16 protein-coding genes are annotated in these 20,394 nt (G+C 68.0%); 9 read left to right on the forward strand and 7 right to left on the reverse strand.

Annotation, left to right across the window (positions count from 1 at the left end; all coding sequences use genetic code 11):
* The first annotated feature begins 23 nt into the window (after positions 1-23).
* Both QX204_RS11815 and QX204_RS11820 read left to right on the forward strand, forming a co-directional pair.
* Complete coding sequence (locus QX204_RS11815; RefSeq protein ID WP_301906733.1) at positions 24-485, forward strand: MarR family winged helix-turn-helix transcriptional regulator; 462 nt, start codon at positions 24-26, stop codon at positions 483-485.
* Positions 482-859: a DUF5313 family protein gene (locus QX204_RS11820; protein ID WP_301906734.1), complete on the forward strand. Its 378-nt coding sequence runs from the start codon at positions 482-484 to the stop codon at positions 857-859. The genes QX204_RS11815 and QX204_RS11820 overlap by 4 nt, the downstream gene beginning before the upstream one ends.
* 18 nt (positions 860-877) lie before the next feature.
* Here QX204_RS11820 and QX204_RS11825 read toward each other — a convergent pair whose 3' ends face one another.
* The gene (locus tag QX204_RS11825) at positions 878-1,432 is read right to left on the reverse strand and encodes a TetR/AcrR family transcriptional regulator (protein ID WP_301906735.1); all 555 of its coding nucleotides are present in this window, start codon (positions 1,430-1,432) and stop codon (positions 878-880) included.
* A gap of 216 nt (positions 1,433-1,648) precedes the next feature.
* Between QX204_RS11825 and QX204_RS11830 the strand changes: the two genes are divergently transcribed.
* The 4 genes from QX204_RS11830 to QX204_RS11845 all read left to right on the forward strand — a co-directional run bounded on the left by QX204_RS11830 (position 1,649) and on the right by QX204_RS11845 (position 5,591).
* A complete protein-coding gene (locus QX204_RS11830; RefSeq protein ID WP_301906736.1) occupies positions 1,649-2,887 on the forward strand; it encodes a cytochrome P450 in 1,239 nt (412 codons plus the stop codon).
* Between the two features lie 117 nt (positions 2,888-3,004).
* On the forward strand, positions 3,005-3,817 hold the full coding sequence (locus QX204_RS11835; RefSeq protein WP_301906737.1) for an N-acetylmuramoyl-L-alanine amidase: 813 nt from the start codon (positions 3,005-3,007) through the stop codon (positions 3,815-3,817).
* A gap of 419 nt (positions 3,818-4,236) precedes the next feature.
* Entirely contained in the window at positions 4,237-5,073 is an 837-nt protein-coding gene (locus tag QX204_RS11840; RefSeq protein WP_301906738.1) for a carbohydrate-binding protein, read from the forward strand.
* A gap of 125 nt (positions 5,074-5,198) precedes the next feature.
* Positions 5,199-5,591, forward strand: a complete 393-nt coding sequence (locus tag QX204_RS11845) for a hypothetical protein (protein WP_301906739.1) — start codon at positions 5,199-5,201, stop codon at positions 5,589-5,591.
* Positions 5,592-5,648: 57 nt separating this feature from the next.
* Here QX204_RS11845 and QX204_RS11850 read toward each other — a convergent pair whose 3' ends face one another.
* The gene (locus tag QX204_RS11850) at positions 5,649-8,240 is read right to left on the reverse strand and encodes an ATP-dependent Clp protease ATP-binding subunit (protein ID WP_301906740.1); all 2,592 of its coding nucleotides are present in this window, start codon (positions 8,238-8,240) and stop codon (positions 5,649-5,651) included.
* 317 nt (positions 8,241-8,557) lie between these two features.
* On the opposite strand from QX204_RS11850, the gene QX204_RS11855 reads away from it, so the two are divergent.
* Positions 8,558-10,621 carry an AMP-binding protein gene (locus QX204_RS11855; protein WP_301906741.1) on the forward strand — a complete coding sequence of 688 codons (2,064 nt, stop codon included), beginning with the start codon at positions 8,558-8,560 and terminating at the stop codon, positions 10,619-10,621.
* Here QX204_RS11855 and QX204_RS11860 read toward each other — a convergent pair.
* The 4 genes from QX204_RS11860 to pruA form a co-directional block, all read right to left on the reverse strand.
* On the reverse strand, positions 10,604-11,227 hold the full coding sequence (locus QX204_RS11860) for a TetR/AcrR family transcriptional regulator (RefSeq protein ID WP_301906742.1): 624 nt from the start codon (positions 11,225-11,227) through the stop codon (positions 10,604-10,606). The genes QX204_RS11855 and QX204_RS11860 overlap by 18 nt on opposite strands.
* A 30-nt stretch (positions 11,228-11,257) precedes the next feature.
* Complete coding sequence (locus QX204_RS11865) at positions 11,258-12,685, reverse strand: amino acid permease (protein WP_301906744.1); 1,428 nt, start codon at positions 12,683-12,685, stop codon at positions 11,258-11,260.
* Positions 12,686-12,812: 127 nt separating this feature from the next.
* On the reverse strand, positions 12,813-13,778 hold the full coding sequence (locus tag QX204_RS11870; RefSeq protein WP_301906746.1) for a proline dehydrogenase family protein: 966 nt from the start codon (positions 13,776-13,778) through the stop codon (positions 12,813-12,815).
* On the reverse strand, positions 13,778-15,424 hold the full coding sequence (pruA, locus tag QX204_RS11875) for an L-glutamate gamma-semialdehyde dehydrogenase (protein WP_301906748.1): 1,647 nt from the start codon (positions 15,422-15,424) through the stop codon (positions 13,778-13,780). The genes QX204_RS11870 and pruA overlap by 1 nt, the downstream gene beginning before the upstream one ends.
* A 130-nt stretch (positions 15,425-15,554) precedes the next feature.
* Between pruA and QX204_RS11880 the strand changes: the two genes are divergently transcribed.
* A complete protein-coding gene (locus QX204_RS11880) occupies positions 15,555-17,195 on the forward strand; it encodes a PucR family transcriptional regulator (RefSeq protein ID WP_301906750.1) in 1,641 nt (546 codons plus the stop codon).
* 111 nt (positions 17,196-17,306) lie between these two features.
* Positions 17,307-19,301 (forward strand): alkyl/aryl-sulfatase, encoded by a 1,995-nt coding sequence (locus QX204_RS11885; RefSeq protein ID WP_301907975.1) that lies wholly within the window; start codon positions 17,307-17,309, stop codon positions 19,299-19,301.
* A gap of 5 nt (positions 19,302-19,306) precedes the next feature.
* On the opposite strand, the gene QX204_RS11890 is transcribed toward QX204_RS11885, so the two are convergent.
* Positions 19,307-20,110, reverse strand: a complete 804-nt coding sequence (locus QX204_RS11890) for a VOC family protein (RefSeq protein ID WP_301906752.1) — start codon at positions 20,108-20,110, stop codon at positions 19,307-19,309.
* Between the last annotated feature and the right edge of the window lie 284 nt (positions 20,111-20,394).

A 20,394-nucleotide genomic window follows, 5' to 3' on the forward strand; every position in this document is an offset into this window, starting at 1 on the left:
TGGGCTAAGGAAGGTGGTGGACGATGCAAGAGCTCGAAGATCCGTTGCGGCTCGACCGGCAGGTGTGCTTCGCCCTGGCGGTGGCCAATCGATCGGTGCTGGCGGTCTACCGGCCGCTGCTCGAACCGCTCGGCCTGACGCATCCGCAGTATCTGGTGATGCTCGCCCTGTGGGGTGAGGCGCCGATGTCGGTGAAGGCCGTGGCCGAGGCGATCCAGCTCGACTCCGCGACGTTGTCACCACTGCTCAAGCGGCTCGAATCCGCCGGTCTCATCACCCGCCGCCGCGATCCGCTCGACGAGCGCACGCTGCACATCGACCTCACCGAAGTAGGTCGTGACCTGCGCGAACAAGCCGAGCAGATCCCGCCCGCCGTCGTGGCACGCCTCGGGGTGAGCCTGGCGGATCTGGAAGAATTGCGCGATGTCCTCGGCCGGGTGAACGCCGCCGCGCGCCGCGCCTCCGACGTGAGGGAGCAACAGTGAGCAACTCGACCCCGAATCTCTGGCAGCGCGTTCGCTACCTCACCGGCGGCACCCTGCCGCCCTCGATGGCGGACTGGGTGCTGGCCGACCTCACCGGCCCCGGCGCGACCCGCCGATACCTGATGCGTTTCCTGCTGCCCGTGCTCCCGGTGCTGTGCCTGTTCTTGCTGGTGCCCGGCCCGCTGTGGATCGGGCTGTCGATGATGGCGTTGCTGTATCTGCCGCTGGTCTACTTCACTGTGGCGTTGGTCTATGTGTACCGGCGGCACCGCCTGGTCAGCCACGGCTTCGATCCCGAGTTGGCGAACGAGGCCGAACGCCGTCGGGCCGAGGTCGAGCGCGTGGCCTACGAGAGTCGCCACCACCGCGGCTGAGCCGCGTGCTCGCCGGGGTCAGCCCGCGCGCAGGGTGGGCCCGACGAATCGTTCGACCAGGTGGCGTTCCGCCGTGGCGTCGGGCAGCGGCCAGGTGAGCAGCGACAAGACGACGCGCACGACCCAGCCCGCGGCCTCGTCGTCCGGGGCGATGCTGGTCAGCGCGGTCGCGATGTGACCGAGTTCCGGTGCGGCGGCGAGGAATTCGTCGGTGTCGGGGGAGCGGTGCCGGATCAGCCACTGGCGCAGCACCGGGTCGGCGCGGATCGCGGCGACGGCGGCCAGGATGGCTTCGACGGGTCGGCGGGCGGGTGGGACCGAGTCGAGGACCGACTCGACCCGCGCGACCACGGACCCGGCGGCCCTGACCATCACCGCGCGCACCAGGTGTGGTTTGCCGCCGACGTAGCGATACAGCGTCGCGCGCGAGCATCCTGCGGCCGCGGCGATGTCCTCCACGGTGACGTTGTCGATGCCGTGTTCGAGGAACAGCGTGAGGGCGGCGCGTTCGATGCGGTCGACGGCGATGGTGCGCCGGTCACCGCCGGTCAACCAGTCCACATGGTCGGTCATCGGCGAATCTTCCCACAGCGCTGTCTCACTCTGAGACGTTCTGCCCTGTCTGTCTGATTGAATCCGGCGAGCTAGAGGGACTTTTCGAAGGAGTACGTGGGTGGTTCCGGCGACGGCGATATCGCGACACCGTCTCACACCGAGACAGACATTGACCGTGTGGTTCTCCGCGATGCACCGTGAGCGCCGACAGCCTGACCAGGAAAGGCGGCGGCCATGACCACAGACCTCGAAGCGATCGACCTGTTCGACGCGGCGGTGCTCGACGACCCGTACCCGATGTACCGCACCCTGCGCGAGGAAGCGCCGGTCTACCGGGTGCCGGGGACCGACTTCTTTCTCGTCGCCTCGTGGGCCGCGGTCACCGAGGCGACCCGACGCCCGGCGGAGTTCTCCTCGCATCTGACCGGCGTGCTCGTCGCCCAGCCGGGTGCGGCGCCGATGACCTTCGATCTCGACGCGACCGGGCAGGGCGTCCACGTGCTCGCCACGGCCGACGGCGAGGTTCATGCCGCGCACCGCGCCATCGTCGGACCGGCCCTGGCCAAACGGGTCCGCACGCTGGCCCCGGCCGTCACTGCGCTGACCGAACAGCTGTGGACGGAGGAACTCGACGGTGACCGGATCGACTGGGCTACCGGCATCGCCGATCGATTGCCGCTGGCGCTGATCGCCGAACTCCTCGGACTGCCGGGCGCCGATGTGCCGACACTGCTCTCGCTGGCCTACGACTCCACCGAAATGCTGGGCGGTGTCGTTGCCGACGGCCGGATGCCGGCGCTGATCACCTCGGCGGCCGAGCTCGCTCACTACGCGTACCTGGCGATCAGCGACGCGAAAGATCGCGTGGCGGATCCCGATTCGCCGCGCACACTGCTCGATGTGCTCGTCGCGGCAATGGCGGCGGGCACGATCGACGAACAGCAGGCGGTGCTGATCGTGGTGCAGTTGATCGGCGCGGGCGGGGAGTCGACCGCGGGTCTGATCGCCTCGGCGGCGCGACTGCTCGCCACCGATCTCGACCTGCAGACCCGTCTGCGCGAACGCCCCGAGCTCGTCCCCGCGTTCCTCGACGAGGTGCTGCGCCTGGAGTCGCCCTTCCGTGGCCACCACCGCCACGTCGTCGCCGACACGCAGCTCGCCGGCGTCGACCTGCCCGCCGGGAGTCATCTGCTGTTGCTGTGGGGAGCCGCCAACCGTGATCCCGCCGCCTACCCGGATCCGGACGTCGTCGACCTGGACCGCCCGCGCGCACGTGCCAACGCGGCGTTCGGCGCGGGAGCCCACTTCTGCATCGGGTCCACGCTGGCCCGACTGGAAGCAACCGCCGCGCTCACCCTGCTTCTCGACCGCACCGAGCAGTTCAGCCTGATCGATGCGGAGCCGCCCCGCTGGGTGCCCAGCCTGTTCGCCCGCCGCCACGCGACTCTTCCCCTGCGTATCACCCACGGCTGAGCGCGGTTCGGTGCCGGTCACGAGCCACCGATTCGGTAGCGATGCCGTATCCGGCAGGCGGTCGGCCTCGGGCCGCGAGCGTGACACGGCGCGGACCGACTCGCCTCGTCGCCGGGTGTGGCACGGTGGCGGGGTGCGACCCGTTTGTTCCTGCCCGCCTGCCTGCTCGCGACGACAGCGCTGTTCGCCGGATGCGCGTCCACCACCACGGATGCGAACCCGCCGACGCCGACCGCGACGGCCGTTTCCTCGGAGAGTGTCGTGCCGCCGACTTCCCCCGCCGCGAACCGCACCGTTGTCCTCGATCCCGGTCACAACGGCGGCAATGCCGACCATCTCGCGCAGATCAACGCGCCGGTGCCCGACGGGCGCGGCGGAACGAAAGCTTGCAACACCACCGGCACCTCGGCGGCGAGTGGCTACCCCGAGCACGAGTTCGCCTGGGACGTCACCCTGCGGGTGCGTGACGCCCTCGCCGCGCGCGGTGTGCGGGTGATCCTCACGCGCGCCGACGACGCGGGCGTCGGACCGTGCGTCGACCAGCGGGCCGCCATCGCGAACCAGTCGGGCGCCGACGCGGTGGTCTCGATCCACGCCGACGGCAATACCGGCGCGGGCGCGCACGGATTCCACATCGCGTATACCGAACCTCCGCTGAACCCGGTGCAGGCCGAGGCGGGGACGCGACTGGCGACTGCGCTGCGCGATGCCATGGTCGCCGGAGGCGCGGTGCCGTCGACCTACGTGGGGTCTGCGGGACTGGATCCGCGGGCTGATCTGGCCGGGCTCAACCTGGCCGAGCGGCCGAGCGCCCTGGTCGAATGCGGGAACATGCGCTCGGCCATCGATGCCGCGCTCATCGAGACCCCGGAGGGGCGAGCCCGCTACGCCGAGCTCATCACCGCCGGAATCCTCGCGTTCCTCGGCTGATTCGAGACGGCCCCCACTGATTTCAGAGGAGTCGCGCAAAGTTCGCCATGCCCCTGCAGCGGGTACCCACTCCCGAACAGTAAGGCGGCTTGTTGCCAACATGGCTACCTATCGACAACTCCTGGCAAATCTGTACACCTTGAATAGCTGCGGGATTAACCAATCGGTTGCCATCAATGGGTACCGGTTGGTTCGAAACGGAGTTGTTCGCCGAATTCGCACGGCTGCGAAACGGTCTGTGAATACCGGCCGGTAACGGTATTTTCCGCTACCGGAACGGTTGACGGTTGATCTTTGTCACCCTAATGTTCGGTGTCACAGTTCGATATCGAAGTGTTCAGTGTCATCGCTCGAAATGTTTCCCGGACGGCAAGCCGGCCCCTGCCGTCCTCCGTGTGCGTTTCCAAGGAGTATTGATAGTGAGAAGTCGAATTCTGTTCTTCGCCGGAGCAATGGCATTGGCGCCCGTCGTCACCGCGGTGGTGCCCGCCGGAAGTGCCACTGCGCACGGCTGGATCACCGGACCGGCGAGCAGGCAGGAACAATGCGCCCGTGGCCTCGTGCCCTGCGGTGCGGTGAAATACGAACCGCAGAGCGTGGAGGGCTCGAAGGGGCTCACCAACTGCAGTGCGAACAAATATCCCGAGCTCGACGACGACAGTCTCGGGTGGGTTCCGCAGAAAGTCTCCACCAGTGCGAGTTTCACGTGGAAGAATACCGCGAACCATCGCACGCTGAATTGGGAGTACTTCATCGGCAATACCAGAGTTGCCGTGTTCGACGGTCGAAACGAACAGCCCGCCATGGAAGTAACCCACACCGTCGATTTGTCGAACTATTCCGGTCGTCAGAAATTGCGTGCGGTATGGAATATCGGTGATACCGCAGCGGCCTTCTACAGTTGCGTCGATCTCGAGGTGGGTGGCGGTGGCGGCACCCCTCCGGCTACGACCACTCCGAAGCCCACCACGGCCCGGCCGACCACCAGCACCCCCGCCCCCACCACCACGCCACCGGCGACGACCACGAAACCGCCTGCCACGACCACGAAACCGCCGACGACGACCACCCCGGGGCACGAGCACCCGGCAACCACGACTGCCCCCGCCGGATCGTCGTGGCGTCAGGGCGCCACCTATGCCATCGGCGACAAGGTCACCTACCAGGGCGCCACCTATAGCTGCAGGCAGGCGCACACGGTGCACGACCCGAACTGGACGCCGCCGAATACGCCCGCACTCTGGTCGCGGGTGTAGACGGCACGACGAGGTCGGCGAAACGGTTCGTGTGTTCTCCCACCATCGGTCCCGCGATGGGGTGAGGATGAGACAGACTCGCCGGCCTCGCGTTCGGTCGGCCCCGCAGCACAAGGACGTGAGATATGAGTGACAGGAAATTCGCCATCACCGTCGCCGCTATCGGGACGGCGTTGCTGGCCACGACGATCGGCGCTCCCAGCGCCTCGGCCGGTGTGTCGCAGTTGACCGTGAAACCCAACCTGAGCGTCGGCTCGGCTACCAACTACGGCACCGGATGCACCCACCAGTTGCTGGCCAGGCTCAGCGTCGGCATCATTCCTGTCGCCTTCTACGACAACGGCGTACTGCTGGCCGTGGTCGCCCCGACCGATGGCGTCGCCATGTTCAACTGGGTGCCGTCCTACACCGGCCCCCACGCGCTGACCGCCGTCCAGGACGGCATCGCCAGCGGCGCGAACGTGTCGGTCGGCCGAGGCTTCCGCTTCGGGGAATCCTGTGTGGTCAGCGGCGGCTGACCCCGGCGTGAACACTGTGGCCCGGTTCTCGCGAACCGGGCCACAGTCGTGTTTCCGCTATTTCGATGCGAGTTTCTTGTCGTCACTCTTCTTGCCCGAGGCCTTCTTGGCGGGCTTCTTCGCCGCCTTCTTCGGGGTCGGCGTGGGCGAACCGTTGGACTCCGGTGGGCCCGGGTTCACCGCCGTGACGACCAGATCGTCGTCGGCGGTATCGACCTTCACCCTGCCACCCGGCTCCAACCCGCCGTCGAGCAACAACCGCGAGACCCGGTTGTCGAGCTCCTTCTGGACGATGCGCCGCAACGGGCGCGCACCGAACTCGGGCTGAAAACCCCGCTCGCCCAACCAGTCCACCGCGGACCGACTGATCTCGAGTTCGATGTCCTGGGCGGCGAGCATGCGACGCGTGCGATCCAGGATCAGTTCCACGATCTGTTCCAACTGCTCGGAGTCGAGGCGGTGGAACACGATCTGCTCGTCGATGCGATTGAGGAACTCGGGCCGGAAGTGCTGGCGCAGTAGCTGTTCGAGCTGCGGCACGATCGAGTCGAGGTCGCCGGGAGGCGCCTCGAGGATCACGTGTGAACCGATATTGGACGTCATGATCACGATCGTGTTCTTGAAATCGACTGTCCGGCCCTTGGAATCGGTGACGCGGCCGTCGTCGAGCAATTGCAGCAGCACATTGAACACATCGGGGTGCGCCTTCTCGACCTCGTCGAACAGGATCACCGAATACGGCTGACGGCGCACCTTGTCGGTGAGCTGCGCGGCATCGTCGTAGCCGACATATCCGGGCGGGGCGCCGACGAGCCGCGAGACCGTGTGCTTCTCCTGGAATTCGCTCATGTCGAACCGGATCAGCCGGTCCTCGTCGCCGAAGACCGCCTCCGCCAGGGCCTTTGCCAGCTCGGTCTTGCCCACACCGGTGGGACCGAGGAACAGGAACGATCCGATCGGCCGGTTCGGATCCTTGAGTCCGGCCCTGGCCCGGCGGACCGCTTCGGCGATCGCCACGATCGCCTCGTTCTGCCCGATCACCCGCTTGTGCAGGACGTCTTCGAGCTGGAGCAGGCGCTGCTTCTCCTCGGCGGTCAGATCGGCCACCGGAATGCCGGTGCGCCTGGAGATCACCTCGGCGATGTCGACGACGTCGACGATCGGCTCCGAGGACGTCGCACCGGACTCGTCCAGTTCCTCCTCGGCGGCGGCGATATCGGCCTTGAGCGCCTTGGCCTTCTCGTAGTCCTCGTTGTCGACCGCGGCGTCCTTCTCCCGGTACAGGCGCGCGATCGCCTCGTCCCTGGCCTTCACCGCCGGATCGGGGGTGCCCGAACGGAGCCGGACCCGCGCGCCCGCCTGGTCGATCAAATCGATCGCCTTGTCGGGCATGAACCGGTCGGTGATGTAGCGATCCGACAGCTGCGCGGCCGCGACCAGCGATTCGTCGGAAAAGCGCACCTGGTGGTGCTCTTCGTACACGTCGGCGAGACCGCGCAGGATCTCGATGGTGTCGTCCACCGAGGGCTCCGAGACCATCACCGGCTGGAACCGGCGTTCCAGGGCGGCGTCCTTCTCGATGTATCTGCGGTACTCGTCGATGGTGGTCGCGCCGACGACGTGCAGATCACCGCGGGCCAACGCGGGCTTGAGCAGATTGCCCGCGTCCATCGAGCCCTCGCCGCCGCCACCGGCGCCGACGATGGTGTGCAGCTCGTCGATGAACACGATCAACTCGTCTTTGTGGGCGCGGACCTCGTCGAGGATCTTGGTCAGGCGCTCCTCGAATTCGCCGCGGTACTTACTGCCTGCCACCAGCGAGCCGACATCGAGGGCGATGACGCGGCGGTCGGCGAGGGTGACCGGCACGTCACCGTTGACGATGCGCTGGGCCAGCCCCTCCACGATCGCGGTCTTGCCGACGCCGGGATCGCCGATCAGCACCGGGTTGTTCTTGCGCCGCCGCGACAGGATCTCGATGGTCTGCTCGATCTCCTCCGCGCGGCCGACCACCGGGTCGATCAGGCCCTCGCGGGCTTCGGCGGTGAGATCGCGACCGTATTCGTCGAGGGTAGGTGTATCCGATTCCGGCTGTTGCCGCTTCGAGGGCGCGGTCGCCATCGGGGTGCCCGGCGCGGGCACACCACCGCTCTCGGTGGCCGCGATCCCGGCGACCAGGGCCTGTGCCGCGACGCTGTCGGGCAGTGAGGCGATGCCGAGCAGGATGTGTTCGGGGCCGATGTAGCTGGCGCCGGACTGGGCCGCCTGCCGCTGGGCCGCACGCAGGGCGACCTTGGTGGCGGGGCTGAGCGTGATGTCGGCGAGGTCGTCCTCGCTGGGTCGGCCGGTGTCGAGATAGTCCTGCATCTGCTCGGCGACCTGGTCGGGGTCCAGGCTGAGTTCGGCCACGATGCTGCGCCCGGGTTCTGCTTCGGTGGCCGCGTAGAGCAGGTGTTCGGGAGTGATGTCGGGGTTGCCCCAATCCTGGGCCGCCTCGCGAGCCGTACCGACCAGCAACTTCGCGTTGTCGGTCATGAGCCTGCCGAGATCGATGCGTTGTACCGGTGGTTTCGATGACATTCCGGAACCGAAAAACCGCTGGAAGATGTCGTCGAAAGGGTCCCGAGAACTCGGCCAGCTCGCTGTCATGTCCACACCTCTTCGCTCGTCGTGCCGCGGATCGCGGCGACTCCTGCAGATCGGGTCGGTACTGCCAGCAATACTTCGGCATCCCCGAAGGGTGTGCAAGGGATTGGACAGTTTCACATCGGCGATGTCGGCAGGTGTGGCCCTGCGACCAAAATCCGGCCGAATCGGTCCCGAACCACCGGTTTTGTCCGATTCTTGATGACGGGGCGCCGCTGCGGGGTAGCGTGGCGACCCGCGAGGTGGTATCGACCACAGCGCCCATTTTTGCCCGCCGACCAACTGGGTCGAACAGGCCGACGGGAAGTAGAGCACGGAGTTTGGTCACCGACGTCATCGATGTCAGCGCGGATTTCACGATCGCGCGTCAAGCGTTGTGGGATGTACTACTCGATCCCCAGAGTTACCCACGCATGTTCACCGGTATCGGCAGTTGTGAACCGGTGGAACGCCCCGACGGCGCGGTCCACTGGCAGGTGCGGATCGGGTCGGCGAGCGGCGGTATCCGCACGCACGAGTTCATCCTCGTCATCGGCCGCTGGTACGAGAGTTTCGAACTGCGCAGCCCCGAGCTCGGCAGCTTCGCCGCGGTTCGTTTGCGTGGCGACCAGCAGCGCACGCGGCTGGATATCACCCTTTTCGCGGTGGCGCGTATTCATCCCCTGCTCGAGCAGGGCGGCAATTCGCTGGTCACCGACTGGGTGAGGGCGGGCCTGCGCCGCACCGCCGACTCGATCGCGGGCACCCGTTCGTCGGTGGTGGTCAATGCCGAACGCTCGATGGTGCGGCGAAACGCCGGGGTGGCGCGCAGTATCGCGGCCACCGGGCTGATGCGGCCCGAGCCGGTGTCGATCATGAAGCAGCTTCGGTCCCTGTCGAAGTGGGGCTTCAACCTGGCCGGCGGCTACGCGGCGGGGACGGCCTACGCCCCGGATCGGGTCGCGCTGATCGACGGCGGCGGGCGTCGCACCTTCGCCGAGGTCGACGCCAGATCCACCGCGCTGGCCGCGGCGATGTACTCGATCGGTCTGCGCAAGGGCGACGCCATCGGCCTGTTGGCCCGCAATCACGCGGGCATGGTCGAAACCATGGTCGCGGCAGGCAAACTCGGCGTCGACGTGGCGCTGCTCAACGCGGGGTTGTCGGGGCGGCGGATCGAGGAGATCGTGCAGCGGCACCGGCTCAGCTCGGTCTTCGTCGACGGTGCGCTGGAAACACTGATCCGCTACCTGCACGGCGAGGTACCCCGCTACACCACCGACGACTGTCCGCCCGATCCTGACCGCACGACCATCGACGACCTGATCGGCCAGGCGCACACCGACTTCCCGGTGCCGGCCCATCCCGGCAGGCTGATCGTGCTCACCTCCGGCACCAGCGGTTCGCCGAAGGGCGCGCGGCGCCCGCACGCCAAGGGGTTCGGCACCATCGCCGCACTGCTCTCCCGGATTCCGCTGCGCGTGGAGGAGGTGATGCTCATTCCCGCGCCCCTGTTCCACACCTGGGGTCTGGCCGGATTGCAGCTCAGCACCGCCCTGCGCGCCACCGTGGTGCTCTCGGACGGTTTCGACGCGATGCAGTGCCTGCGCGCGGTGGCCGAACACCGGATCACCACGTTGATCGTGGTGCCGACCATGGTCGAACGACTGCTCGAGGTGCCCGAGGAAGTGCGCGCGGGCTTGGATCTGTCGAGTCTGCGATTCGTGGTCAGCTGTGGCGCGCCGTTGGCCGGGGCCACCGTGCTGCGATTCCTCGACAGCTACGGCGACGTGCTCTACAACGTGTACGGCTCCACCGAGGTGTCGTGGGCCAGCGTCGCCACCCCCGACGACCTGCGGGTATCGCCCACCACCGCGGGCCGCCCGCCGCTGGGCACCCGGGTCGCGGTGCTCGGTCCCGATCTGCGTCCGGTGCCGGTCGGCTCCACCGGGCACATCTTCGTCGCCAACCACATGCTCTTCGACGGCTATGTGAACTCCGCGCCGCCGGAGGAGGCCGACGGCATGCTCGATACCGGCGACCTCGGCTACCTCGACGCCGCGGGGCGGTTGTTCGTCGCGGGCCGCGACGACGAGATGATCATCTCCGGTGGTGAGAACGTCTTCCCGCGCCCGGTCGAGGAGGCACTCGCCCATCTGCCGCAGATCAGCGAGGTCGCCGTCGTCGGCGTCCCGGACCGGGAGTTCGGCCAGCGGCTGGCCGCGTTCGTGGTGAAACGCGAAGGGGCAGGCCTGGATTCGGACATGGTGCGGAGCTATATCCGTAACCGCCTCAGCCGATTCTCGGTCCCGCGCGACGTCACGTTCTTGACCGCCCTGCCGCGTGGTGAGACCGGCAAGATCCTCAAGCGGGTGCTCGTGCCGGGGTCAGCGCTGAGCGAGTAGCGACCCGACCGCACGCTCGATCGTCGCCGAGGCCTGCTCGGCCGTCAGTCCGCGCCGGTCCTGCAGATGGTGGCGCATCGGCCAGCCGAGGGCGCCGTCGACCAGATCGAGGAGCCCGTCGTCGGACTCACCGTCGGGTCGGATCAGTTCGGGGGCGAACAGCGCGCCGAGGACGGCGCGGATCCGTTCGTCGGTGCGTCGCATTCGCGCGTCGATCGCGTCGATCGATCGGGATTCCTGCAGACCGGGCAGCCGGGGCACCCGCTGTAGCTCGAAGATCGCGGCGCTCTGCCGGACCGCGCTCGTGATCCGCTCGGCCAGCGCGGGCGACGGATCAGGGGTCATCAGGCATGCCTCGACCATCTCGGACTGGCGTTCGGTCGCGGCCACGAGCAACGCTTCTCGATCGGGAAAGTGCACGAACACACTGCGTTCGGAGGTGCCCGCCCTGGCGGCGATCGTGCGCGCTGTCGGCGCGAAATCGCCTGCGGTGACAGCGGCGAGCAGCCCGTCGATGATGGCTTCGCGGGTTTTCGCCGGATCCCGCCGCCGTGGCGCGCGCACCGGTCTCGCGCCCGCCGCGGCGGCGTCCCGCTCCGATCTCATCGACCCATCACAGCACAGTCGGCCGAGGACCTAGTCGCTAGGTTCCGGTGCGGTCCGGTTCATCACCGAATGCTTGCGCGAATAGGCGAAGTACACGATCAGACCGACCACGAGCCACCCGGCGAACCGCACCCAGGTCTCCCACGGCAGCGACCAGATCAGGTAGGCCGAGAAACCGATCCCGACCAGCGGGATCACCGGCATCAACGGCAGCCGGAACGAGCGCGGGGCGTCGGGCCTGGTGCGCCGCAACACGATCACCGAGACGCACACCACGATGAAGGCCATCAGGATGCCGATATTGGTGAGCTCGGCGACGGTGTTGATCGGCAGCACGCCGGCCAGTATCGCGGCACCGAAGCCGACGATCCAGGTGACCCTGGTCGGCACCTTGCGGGTGGGGTGGGTCTTGGCGAACCAGAGGGGCAGCAGCCCGTCGCGGCTCATCGCGAACCAGACCCGGGTGACGCCGAGCATGAAGGTGAGCACGACGGTGACGATGCCCACGATCGCGCCGACCGCGATGATATTGGCGACGCCCGGCATCCCGACCGATTCGAACGCGGTGGAGAAACCACTGGTCGGGCTGATCTCGGTGTACTTCTGCATACCGGTGAGCACCAGCGTGGCCAGCACGTAGAGCACCATCGCGATGGCGAGGGAGTAGATGATGGCCTTGGGCAGGTGCTTGCGCCCGTCGATGGACTCCTCGGCCGCGGTACTCATCGCGTCGTAACCGAAGACCGCGAAGAACACCGTCGCCGCGCCCGTCCACACCGCGCCGGTGCCGAACGGGAAATACGGGTCGTAGTTGGCGCTGTCGATGTGGAACACCCCGAGCGCCACGATGAGCGCGACCAGGGCGACCTTGATGCCGACCGCGATCGTCTCGAACCGGCCGACGCTGGCGATACCGCGCGAGAGCACCCACGCGGTGCCCAGACAGAACAGCACCGCGAACAGGTCGATCACCCGGCCGTCGCCGGTATCGGGCGCGCCGAGCATCCACTCCGGCAGGGTCAGTCCGATCTGATCGAGCAGGAACCCGAAGTACCCCGACACACCGATCGCGACCACCGCCGCCACCGCGATGTACTCGAGCAGCAGGTCCCAGCCGATGAACCAGCCGGCGAGCTCACCGAGCGAGACGTAGCCGTAGGTGTAGGCCGACCCGGCTTTCGGGACCATGCCGGCGAATTCGGCGTAGCACAGCGCTGCCGCGGCACTGGCCACACCGGCGATCAGAAACGAGATCAGCACCGCCGGACCGGTGACCGAGTGCGCGACCGAGCCCGCCAGGGTGAAGATGCCCGCACCGATGATGCCGCCGACGCCGATCGCGGTGAGCTGCCAGAGCCCGAGTGATTTGGCGAGCCGCTCGTCACTGGGGATCTCGTCGTCGACCTCTATCAGTGGTTTGCGACGCAACATCTGGGTGCGCAGCTCTGCGAAAGACATTCGCGTTTCCTTCCATCGGCGCACACCGCCGCGTCACGGTGGGCTCCTGCGAGTACACCGCCACGCGCACGGCGCGGTCACCGAGAGTGAATAATGTTCAGCGGCAATGATTGTTCGACCGAGCCGGTCATCTTCCCCGCGAGCCGACCAGTGCGCGGAGGAAGAACCCGAGGTTGGCGGGCCTTTCGGCCAGCCTGCGCATGAAATACCCGTACCACTGGTCACCGTAGGGGACATAGACCCGAACGTGGTTGCCCGCGGCGGCGAGTCGCTGCTGTTCGTCGGGCCGGATGCCGAACAGCATCTGGTACTCGTACTCCTCGGTCTTGCGCTGCGCCGCCCGCACCCCGTCCGCGGCCGCGGTGATCACCGCCGGGTCGTGCGAGGCGATCATCGGATAGCCCGCGCCCGCGGTGAGCACGCCGAGGCACCGCAGATACGACGCGTCGACTTCGGCCTTGTCACGGAAGGCGACCGACTTCGGTTCGTCGTAGGCGCCCTTGCACAGCCTGATGCGCGACCCCGGCCCCGCCATCGCGCGGCAGTCGTCCTCGGTGCGGCGCAGATACGCCTGCAGCACCGTGCCCAGCCACGGGTAGTCGGCGCGGAGTTCGCGCACGATCGACAGCGTCGAATCGGTGGTGGTGTGGTCTTCGGCGTCGACGGTCACCCAGATCCCCGCGGCCTCGGCGGCGGCACAGATCTGGCGGGCGTGCTCGCGCGCGATGGCGTGACCGTCGCTCGGCACGGCCTGTCCCAGCGCGGACAGTTTCACCGAAACCTCCAGTGGCCGAACAGCTCCCGTCGCCACCTCGGACTGGGGGAGGGCGCCGAGCGCGGCGATCAGGGTCCGGTACTGCGCGAGGGTCGCCTCGGCGCCTGCCAGGTCGGTGGTGTCCTCACCGAGATAGTCGATGCTGACGAAACGCCCCGAACGCAAGAGGGTTTCGGTGGCACGCACCACCTGCTCGGTCGTGGTGCCCGCGACGAAGCGGGCCACCACCGCCCGGCTGACCGGCAGCCGGGTGACGGTGCGTTCCAGTCGAGGTGAGCGCGCGGCGGCGAGCATGGTCGAACGCAGGAGCACCGACATCAGTCGACCTCCGGTGCCTGGTGGGGGTAGCGGTGCTCGGTCGGCGCGACGAAGGTTTCCTTGATCGTGCGCGCGGAGGTCCAGCGCAGCAGGTTCTGTGGGGAACCGGCCTTGTCGTTGGTGCCGGACGCACGCCCGCCGCCGAAGGGCTGCTGGCCGACGACCGCCCCGGACGGTTTGTCGTTGATGTAGAAATTGCCCGCGGCGAAGGTGAGTCGCTGGGTCGCCTCGGTGATCGCGGTGCGATCTCGGGCGATGACCGAGCCGGTGAGGCCGTAGGGGCTGCCGCTGTCGACGAGGTCCATCGCGTCGGCGAACGCGGTCGGGGTGCGGTCGTCGTAGACGTGCACCGCCAGGATCGGGCCGAAGTACTCGGTGTGGAACATCTCGTCGCCCGGATCGTCACCGACCACGATGGTCGGGTCGACGAACCAGCCGACGCTGTCGTCGCTGTGTCCGCCCGCCACCACGGTCAGACCCGGTGTGGCCTTGGCGCGCTCGAGTGCGGCGGTATTGCGGTCGAAGGCGCGTCGATCGATCAGCGCCCCACCGAAATTGGTGAAGTCGGCGACATCGCCGTAGCGCAGCTCCGACGTCCGTTCGATCAGGTCCTCCGACATCGCCGCCCACACCGAACGCGGGATGAACGCCCGGGAGGCGGCCGAACATTTCTGGCCCTGATAGTCGAACGCGCCGCGTATGAGCGCGGTGGTGAGCACCGCCGGATCAGCCGACGGGTGCGCGAGCACGAAGTCCTTGCCGCCGGTTTCTCCGACCAACCGAGGATAGGTGCGGTAGCCGTCCAAGCGCTGGGCCACCTCGCGCCACAGGTGCTGGAACGTGGCCGTGGACCCGGTGAAATGCACGCCGGCCAGCCGTGGGTCGGCCAGCACGACATCGGAGATCACCGGACCGGGACCGTTGACCAGATTGATCACCCCGGGCGGCAGCCCGGCGGCTTCGAGCAGGCACATCGTCAGGTAGGCCGCCACGGCCTGGCTCCTGGCCGGCTTCCACACCACGGTGTTGCCCATCAGCGCGGGGGCGGTGGGCAGGTTGCCCGCGATCGCGGTGAAGTTGAACGGCGTCACCGCGTAGACGAACCCCTCGAGCGAGCGGTACTGCATCCGATTCCACACACCCGGCGAGGAGACCGGTTGCCCGGCGAGGATCTCGCGCGCGAACGACACGTTGAATCGCCAGAAGTCGATCAGCTCGCACGGGGCGTCGATCTCGGCCTGATAGGCGGACTTGGATTGCCCGAGCATCGTCGCGGCCGCGATCTTCTCGCGCCACGGCCCGGAAAGCAGATCGGCCGCGCGCAGGAAGATCGCGGCTCGGTCGTCGAACGGCATCGCCTGCCAGGCGGGCGCCGCGGCACAGGCGGCCTCGACCGCGGCGGCGGTTTCGGTGGTGCTCGCGTCGCGCAGCGTGCCGAGGACGGCGCCGTGGCGGTGTGGTGGAACCACGTCGAAGGCGGGGCCGTCGCCGGGTAGATGGCGGCCGCCGATCACGTGGGCGATCTCGGTGGGGGAGGCGGACAACTCGGCGAGCGCGGTCTGGAGGCGAGCCCGTTCCGGGCTGCCCGGAGCGAAAGTGCCGACCGGCTCGTTGACCGGCGGCGGGGTGGTCGCGATGGCGTCCATGAGTGCGGCTCCTGCGTCGTGAGGAAGAGCGGGATGTGACGTAGTCAACACCGATCGGCAGCGGTCATAATCATCTGATCGGATGAAGATCCGGGCGAAGGTTTGTCCGATCGACCAATGGAGGTACGCCATGTCCGACGGGGCCACCACGCTGCGCGAGTTGCTCGCCGCCCTCGACCACACCGTCGCCACGCTCGTGGACGCGCCCGCCGGTCACGAGGTCGCGGTACGAACGGTCGCGTTGGCCGAGCCCGCCGACCTGCCCGAACACCTCGACGGCGACGGCGCGCTGCCCGAGGTGTACCTGCTCGTCGGCGTCGATGCCGCCGCGACCGAGCGCTGGTTGCGCGAGATCGGTGCGCGCGACCCCACACAGCGGCCACGAGTGTTGATGACCAAGAGCGCCAACGACTCGCCCGCGGTACGCGCCGCCGCCCATACCGCGGGTATCGCGCTGGTACACGTGCACCGACAGGCGCGCTGGGACCAGGTGTTCTCCCTGATCCGCCGGACGCTGGCCCGCTCACCCGGTCAGCGCGCCGCATCCGACGAGCACGACCTGCTCGCCCCCGACACCGACCTGTTCGGGCTGGCCCAGGTGCTGGCCAAGGAAACCGGCGGCATGGTCTCGATCGAAGACCCGCAGTCCCATGTGCTGGCCTACTCGGCCTCCGACGCGTCGGCCGACCAGTTGCGCATCCGATCCATCCTCGGCAGGGAAGGCCCGAGTGACTACCTGCGGATCCTGCGGGAGTGGGGCGTGTTCGACCGGGTGCGTCGGGGCGACGAGGTCGTCGACGTGCCGGAACATCCCGAGCTCGATATCCGCCGCAGACTCGTCGTCGGTATCCGGCGTGGCACCGAGGGCACGCGGTCCAGAATGCTCGGGACCATCTGGTTGCAGCAGGGTGCGGGACCGCTACGGCCCGACGCGGCGCAGGTGCTGCGCGGCGCGTCGGCGGTGGCGGCCAGGATCATCGCGCGCCGGTTGGACGCCCCGTCGACCGAGGCATTGCTCGTTCGCAGATTGTTCGGCGCGCACGGCGACGGCGTCGACGTGCCCTCGGTGGCCGCCGCGCTCAGCCTGCCGACGACCGGTCCCGCCGCGGTGATCGGCTTCGCGCCGGTGGGTCCCACCGCGGGCCCGGCCGCTTCGAGTGGCCTGATCCGGTTGCACGCCAGTGCTTTCCGTGATGATTCGGTCACCGAGTCGATCGGCGAGCGCGTCTATGTCCTGCTGCCCGCCTACCACTCCGAGCGCAGCGTCGGCTCGTGGGTGCGCGAGCTGGTCGCTCAGCTCGAGCAGACGCGCGAACTGGTGGTGCGGGCCGCGATCGCCGCACCGGTCGCCGGGCTCACCGCGGTCGCGGGCGCGCGCGCCGAGGTCGACCGGGTGCTGGACAGTCCGGTCGCCGATTCATCGGGCAGCCGGGTCGCCACGCTGGCCGACGCCAGGACCGCGGTGCTGCTGGCCGAGATCATGGCGCTGATCCGCGAGCACCCGCGCCTGCACGATCCGCGGCTGGCGACCCTGGATGCCTACGACCGTGCTCATGCCGCTGACCTGCGGGTATCGGTGCAGGAGTATCTGCGCGCGCACGGTGAGGTACGCGCCGCCGCGGCCGCGTTGCGCGTGCATCCGAACACGCTGCGCTATCGACTGCGGCGGGTGGAGGCGGTGCTCGGCGTCGACCTGGCCGATCCCGAGGACCGGCTTCTGCTCGATATCCAGCTCGCCGCACTGCCGACGATCGCGATTGCTCAGAAGTAGCACAGATATTGCAGTTAGTCTGCAATAGTTGTCCGGGTCGGACGGTTGTGGAACGAAGGAGTAGTGGTGAACAGTGCACACAGGAGTCGCGGCGAGCTGTCGCGGCGCGGGATGCTGGGTGTCGGAGTCGGTGCGGCCGCCGCGGTCGCGGTCGGCGCCACCGTCACCGGACGTGGTGACCAACCGAGCGGAGTCACCGCGTCGAGCACCCAGACCGAGCCGACCGAGGCCATCCTGGATGCCAACCGTGCGCTGACCGGCACGCTGCCCTTCGGCGATACCACCGACTTCGTCGATGCCGACCGTGGCTGGATCGCCTCCCTCGAACCGGGCAAGGTGACCGACCAGGCGGGGAAAGTGGTGTGGGACAACGACTCCTACGACTTCCTCGCCGGCTCCTGCCCGCAGTCGGTGAACCCGAGCCTGTGGCGGCAGTCCCAGCTCACCGTCAAGCAGGGCCTCTACGAGATCGCGCCGGGCTTCTATCAGATCCGCGGTCTCGACCTGTCGAACATGACGCTGATCGAAGGCGATACCGGCGTGGTCGTCATCGATCCGCTGGTCTCCGCGGAGACCGCGGCCGCCGGACTCGCGCTCTATCGCAAACATCGCGGCGACCGGCCGGTCACCGGCCTGATCTACTCGCACTCCCACGTCGACCACTTCGGTGGCAGCTACGGCGTCATCACCCCGCAAGATGTCGCGGCCGGGCGTTGCCCGGTGATCGCACCCTCGGGATTCATGGAGCACGCCGTCGCCGAGAACATCTATACGGGCACGGCGATGGCCCGTCGTGCCGCCTACATGTACGGCGCCGCCTTGCCGCGCGGTCCGAAAGGCCAGGTGGGATCCGGTCTGGGACAGACCACGTCGGTCGGCACGGTCAGCCTGATCCCACCCACCGTGCACGTCACCCGCACCGATCAGGAGGAAAGGGTCGACGGCGTGCGGATGGTCTTCCAGCTGACGCCGGGCACCGAAGCGCCCTCGGAGATGAACTTCTACTTCCCCGACCGGCGCGTCCTGTGCATGGCCGAGAACGCCACCCACACCATGCACAACATCGTCACCCTGCGCGGTGCGCTGGTCCGCGACCCGCATGTCTGGTCGAAATATCTCACCGATTCGATCAACCGCTACGGTCGTCGGTCGGATCTGGTGTTCTCCTCGCACCACTGGCCTGTGTGGGGAACAGATCGGATCGTGGAGTTCCTGTCGTCGCAGCGCGACATGTACGGCTACCTCAACGATCAGACGCTGCGACTGCTGAATCAGGGCTACGTCGGCGCGGAGATCGCCGAAATGCTGCAGATGCCGCCCGCGTTGACCGCGTCGTGGTCGACGCACGGGTACTACGGCTCGGTGAGCCACAACGTCAAGGCGGTCTATCAGCGGTACATGGGCTGGTTCGACGGCAACCCCGCGCACCTGTGGGAACACCCGCCGGTGGACAACGCCCGACGCCACGTCGAGGCGATGGGCGGAGCCGACGCGGCACTGCGAACCGCGCAGAAGGCCTACGACGCCGCCGATTTCCGCTGGGTCGTGCAACTGGTGAACTACGTGATCTTCGCCGACCCCGCCAATCAGACGGCAAAGGACTTGCAGGCCAGCGCCTTCGAACAGCTCGCCTACGGTGCGGAGAACGCCACCTGGCGCAACTTCTATCTCAGCGGCGCCCACGAACTGCGCCACGGTTCCTTCGGCACGCCGACCACCGCCAACTCCGCCGCGATGGCCGCCGCGCTGAGCGTGGAGCAGGTCTTCGACGCGGTGTCGTTGCGGATCGACGGTCCGAAGGCCTGGGATGTCCGAATGACCACGGACTGGCGGATCAGCGACGAGGACAACCGCGTCCACCGCGTGGAACTGCGCAACGGCGTCCTCGTGCACCACGACCGATTCCCCGATGACGCGCTGCCCGCGCCCGACGCGACGATCACCCTCACCCGCCGCATCCTGATCGCCACCCTGGTCGGCGGCGCCGACCTGCGCAAGGGTGTCGCCAGCGGTGACATCGCCATCGACGGCGACGCCACCGCCCTGGCGAAGCTGCCCGGCCTGATCGACAAGCCGGACCCGAACTTCGCCATCGTCACCCCGTAACGCTGTCAGGACCCGGTCGGCACCTCACCGACCGCCCTGGCCGTATCGATCACAGCGAAGACCTCGCCCTGCGGTGCGGCCAGGACGCCCGTCCGGCCGAAGGGACCGTCCTCGGCGCCCATGATCACCGAGGCACCCAGCTCGGTGGCCCTGGCCAGAAGGCCGTCGGTGTCGTCGACCTGGATCCAGGTGAGCCAGTAGGGCGGGGTGCTCAGCGCCGAGGCGTCCATCATGCCGCCGACTTCGTGGCTGTCGCCGGGCAGCGCGAAGGTGGAGTAGGTGAAGTTCGTCCCGTCGCCGATCTCGGTGTACTGCCAGCCGAACACCTCGTTGTAGAACTGGTGTGCCTGATCGTAGGCAGGGGTGTGCAGTTCGTTCCAGCAATAGGCGCCGTTCTGGTTGTACACGCCGCAACCGGTGTGCGCCTTGGCTTCCCACACGCCGAACACGCCGCCCGCCGGGTCGGCGGCGACGAACATGCGTCCCACGTCGAGCACGTCGAACGGTGGCATGAGCACCTGCCCGCCGGACGTGCTCACGCGTTCGGCGATCTCGTCGGCACGCCGCGCGGCGAAGTAGGTGGTCCACACCGACGGCATCGCTTCCATGCCCTGCTGTTTCGGGCCGATGCCCGCGGCCGGTCGCCCGTCGAGGGTGGCCATGAGATAGCCGCCGGCTTCGGCGGGGCCGTCCTGGATCTCCCAGCCGAACAGTGTGCTGTAGAAATCGCGGGCGGCGGTGGTGTCGTCCACCTGACAGTCGATCCAGCAGGGAGTTCCCTGCGGCCAAGCTTCGTCGCGTGTCGGCATTGTCGAACGTCCTCCTCGGTGATGGATGAGGCCGGTCCCGATCGCACCGGCACGAGTCGAGTCAACCACCGGCAACCGACAGGAAGCGGAACCCGGCAACCGCGCTGAACTGGAACAACGCGTATTCACAGCGACAGTCCGAGCGGGCCGACGCTCGCCCGGCGAAGTCGTTACCGCTGTTACGGTTTCTGCGCCGATCGTGCGGTGGCTCGGTCAACGGCGGAGACGAACCGGTCGGGAGCGATACATGGTGGGTAGAGGTTCCAAACGCGGGTGCGGCCGGA

It is taken from the genome of Nocardia sp. PE-7 (genome assembly GCF_030486425.1).
Lineage (GTDB): Bacteria > Actinomycetota > Actinomycetes > Mycobacteriales > Mycobacteriaceae > Nocardia > Nocardia salmonicida_A.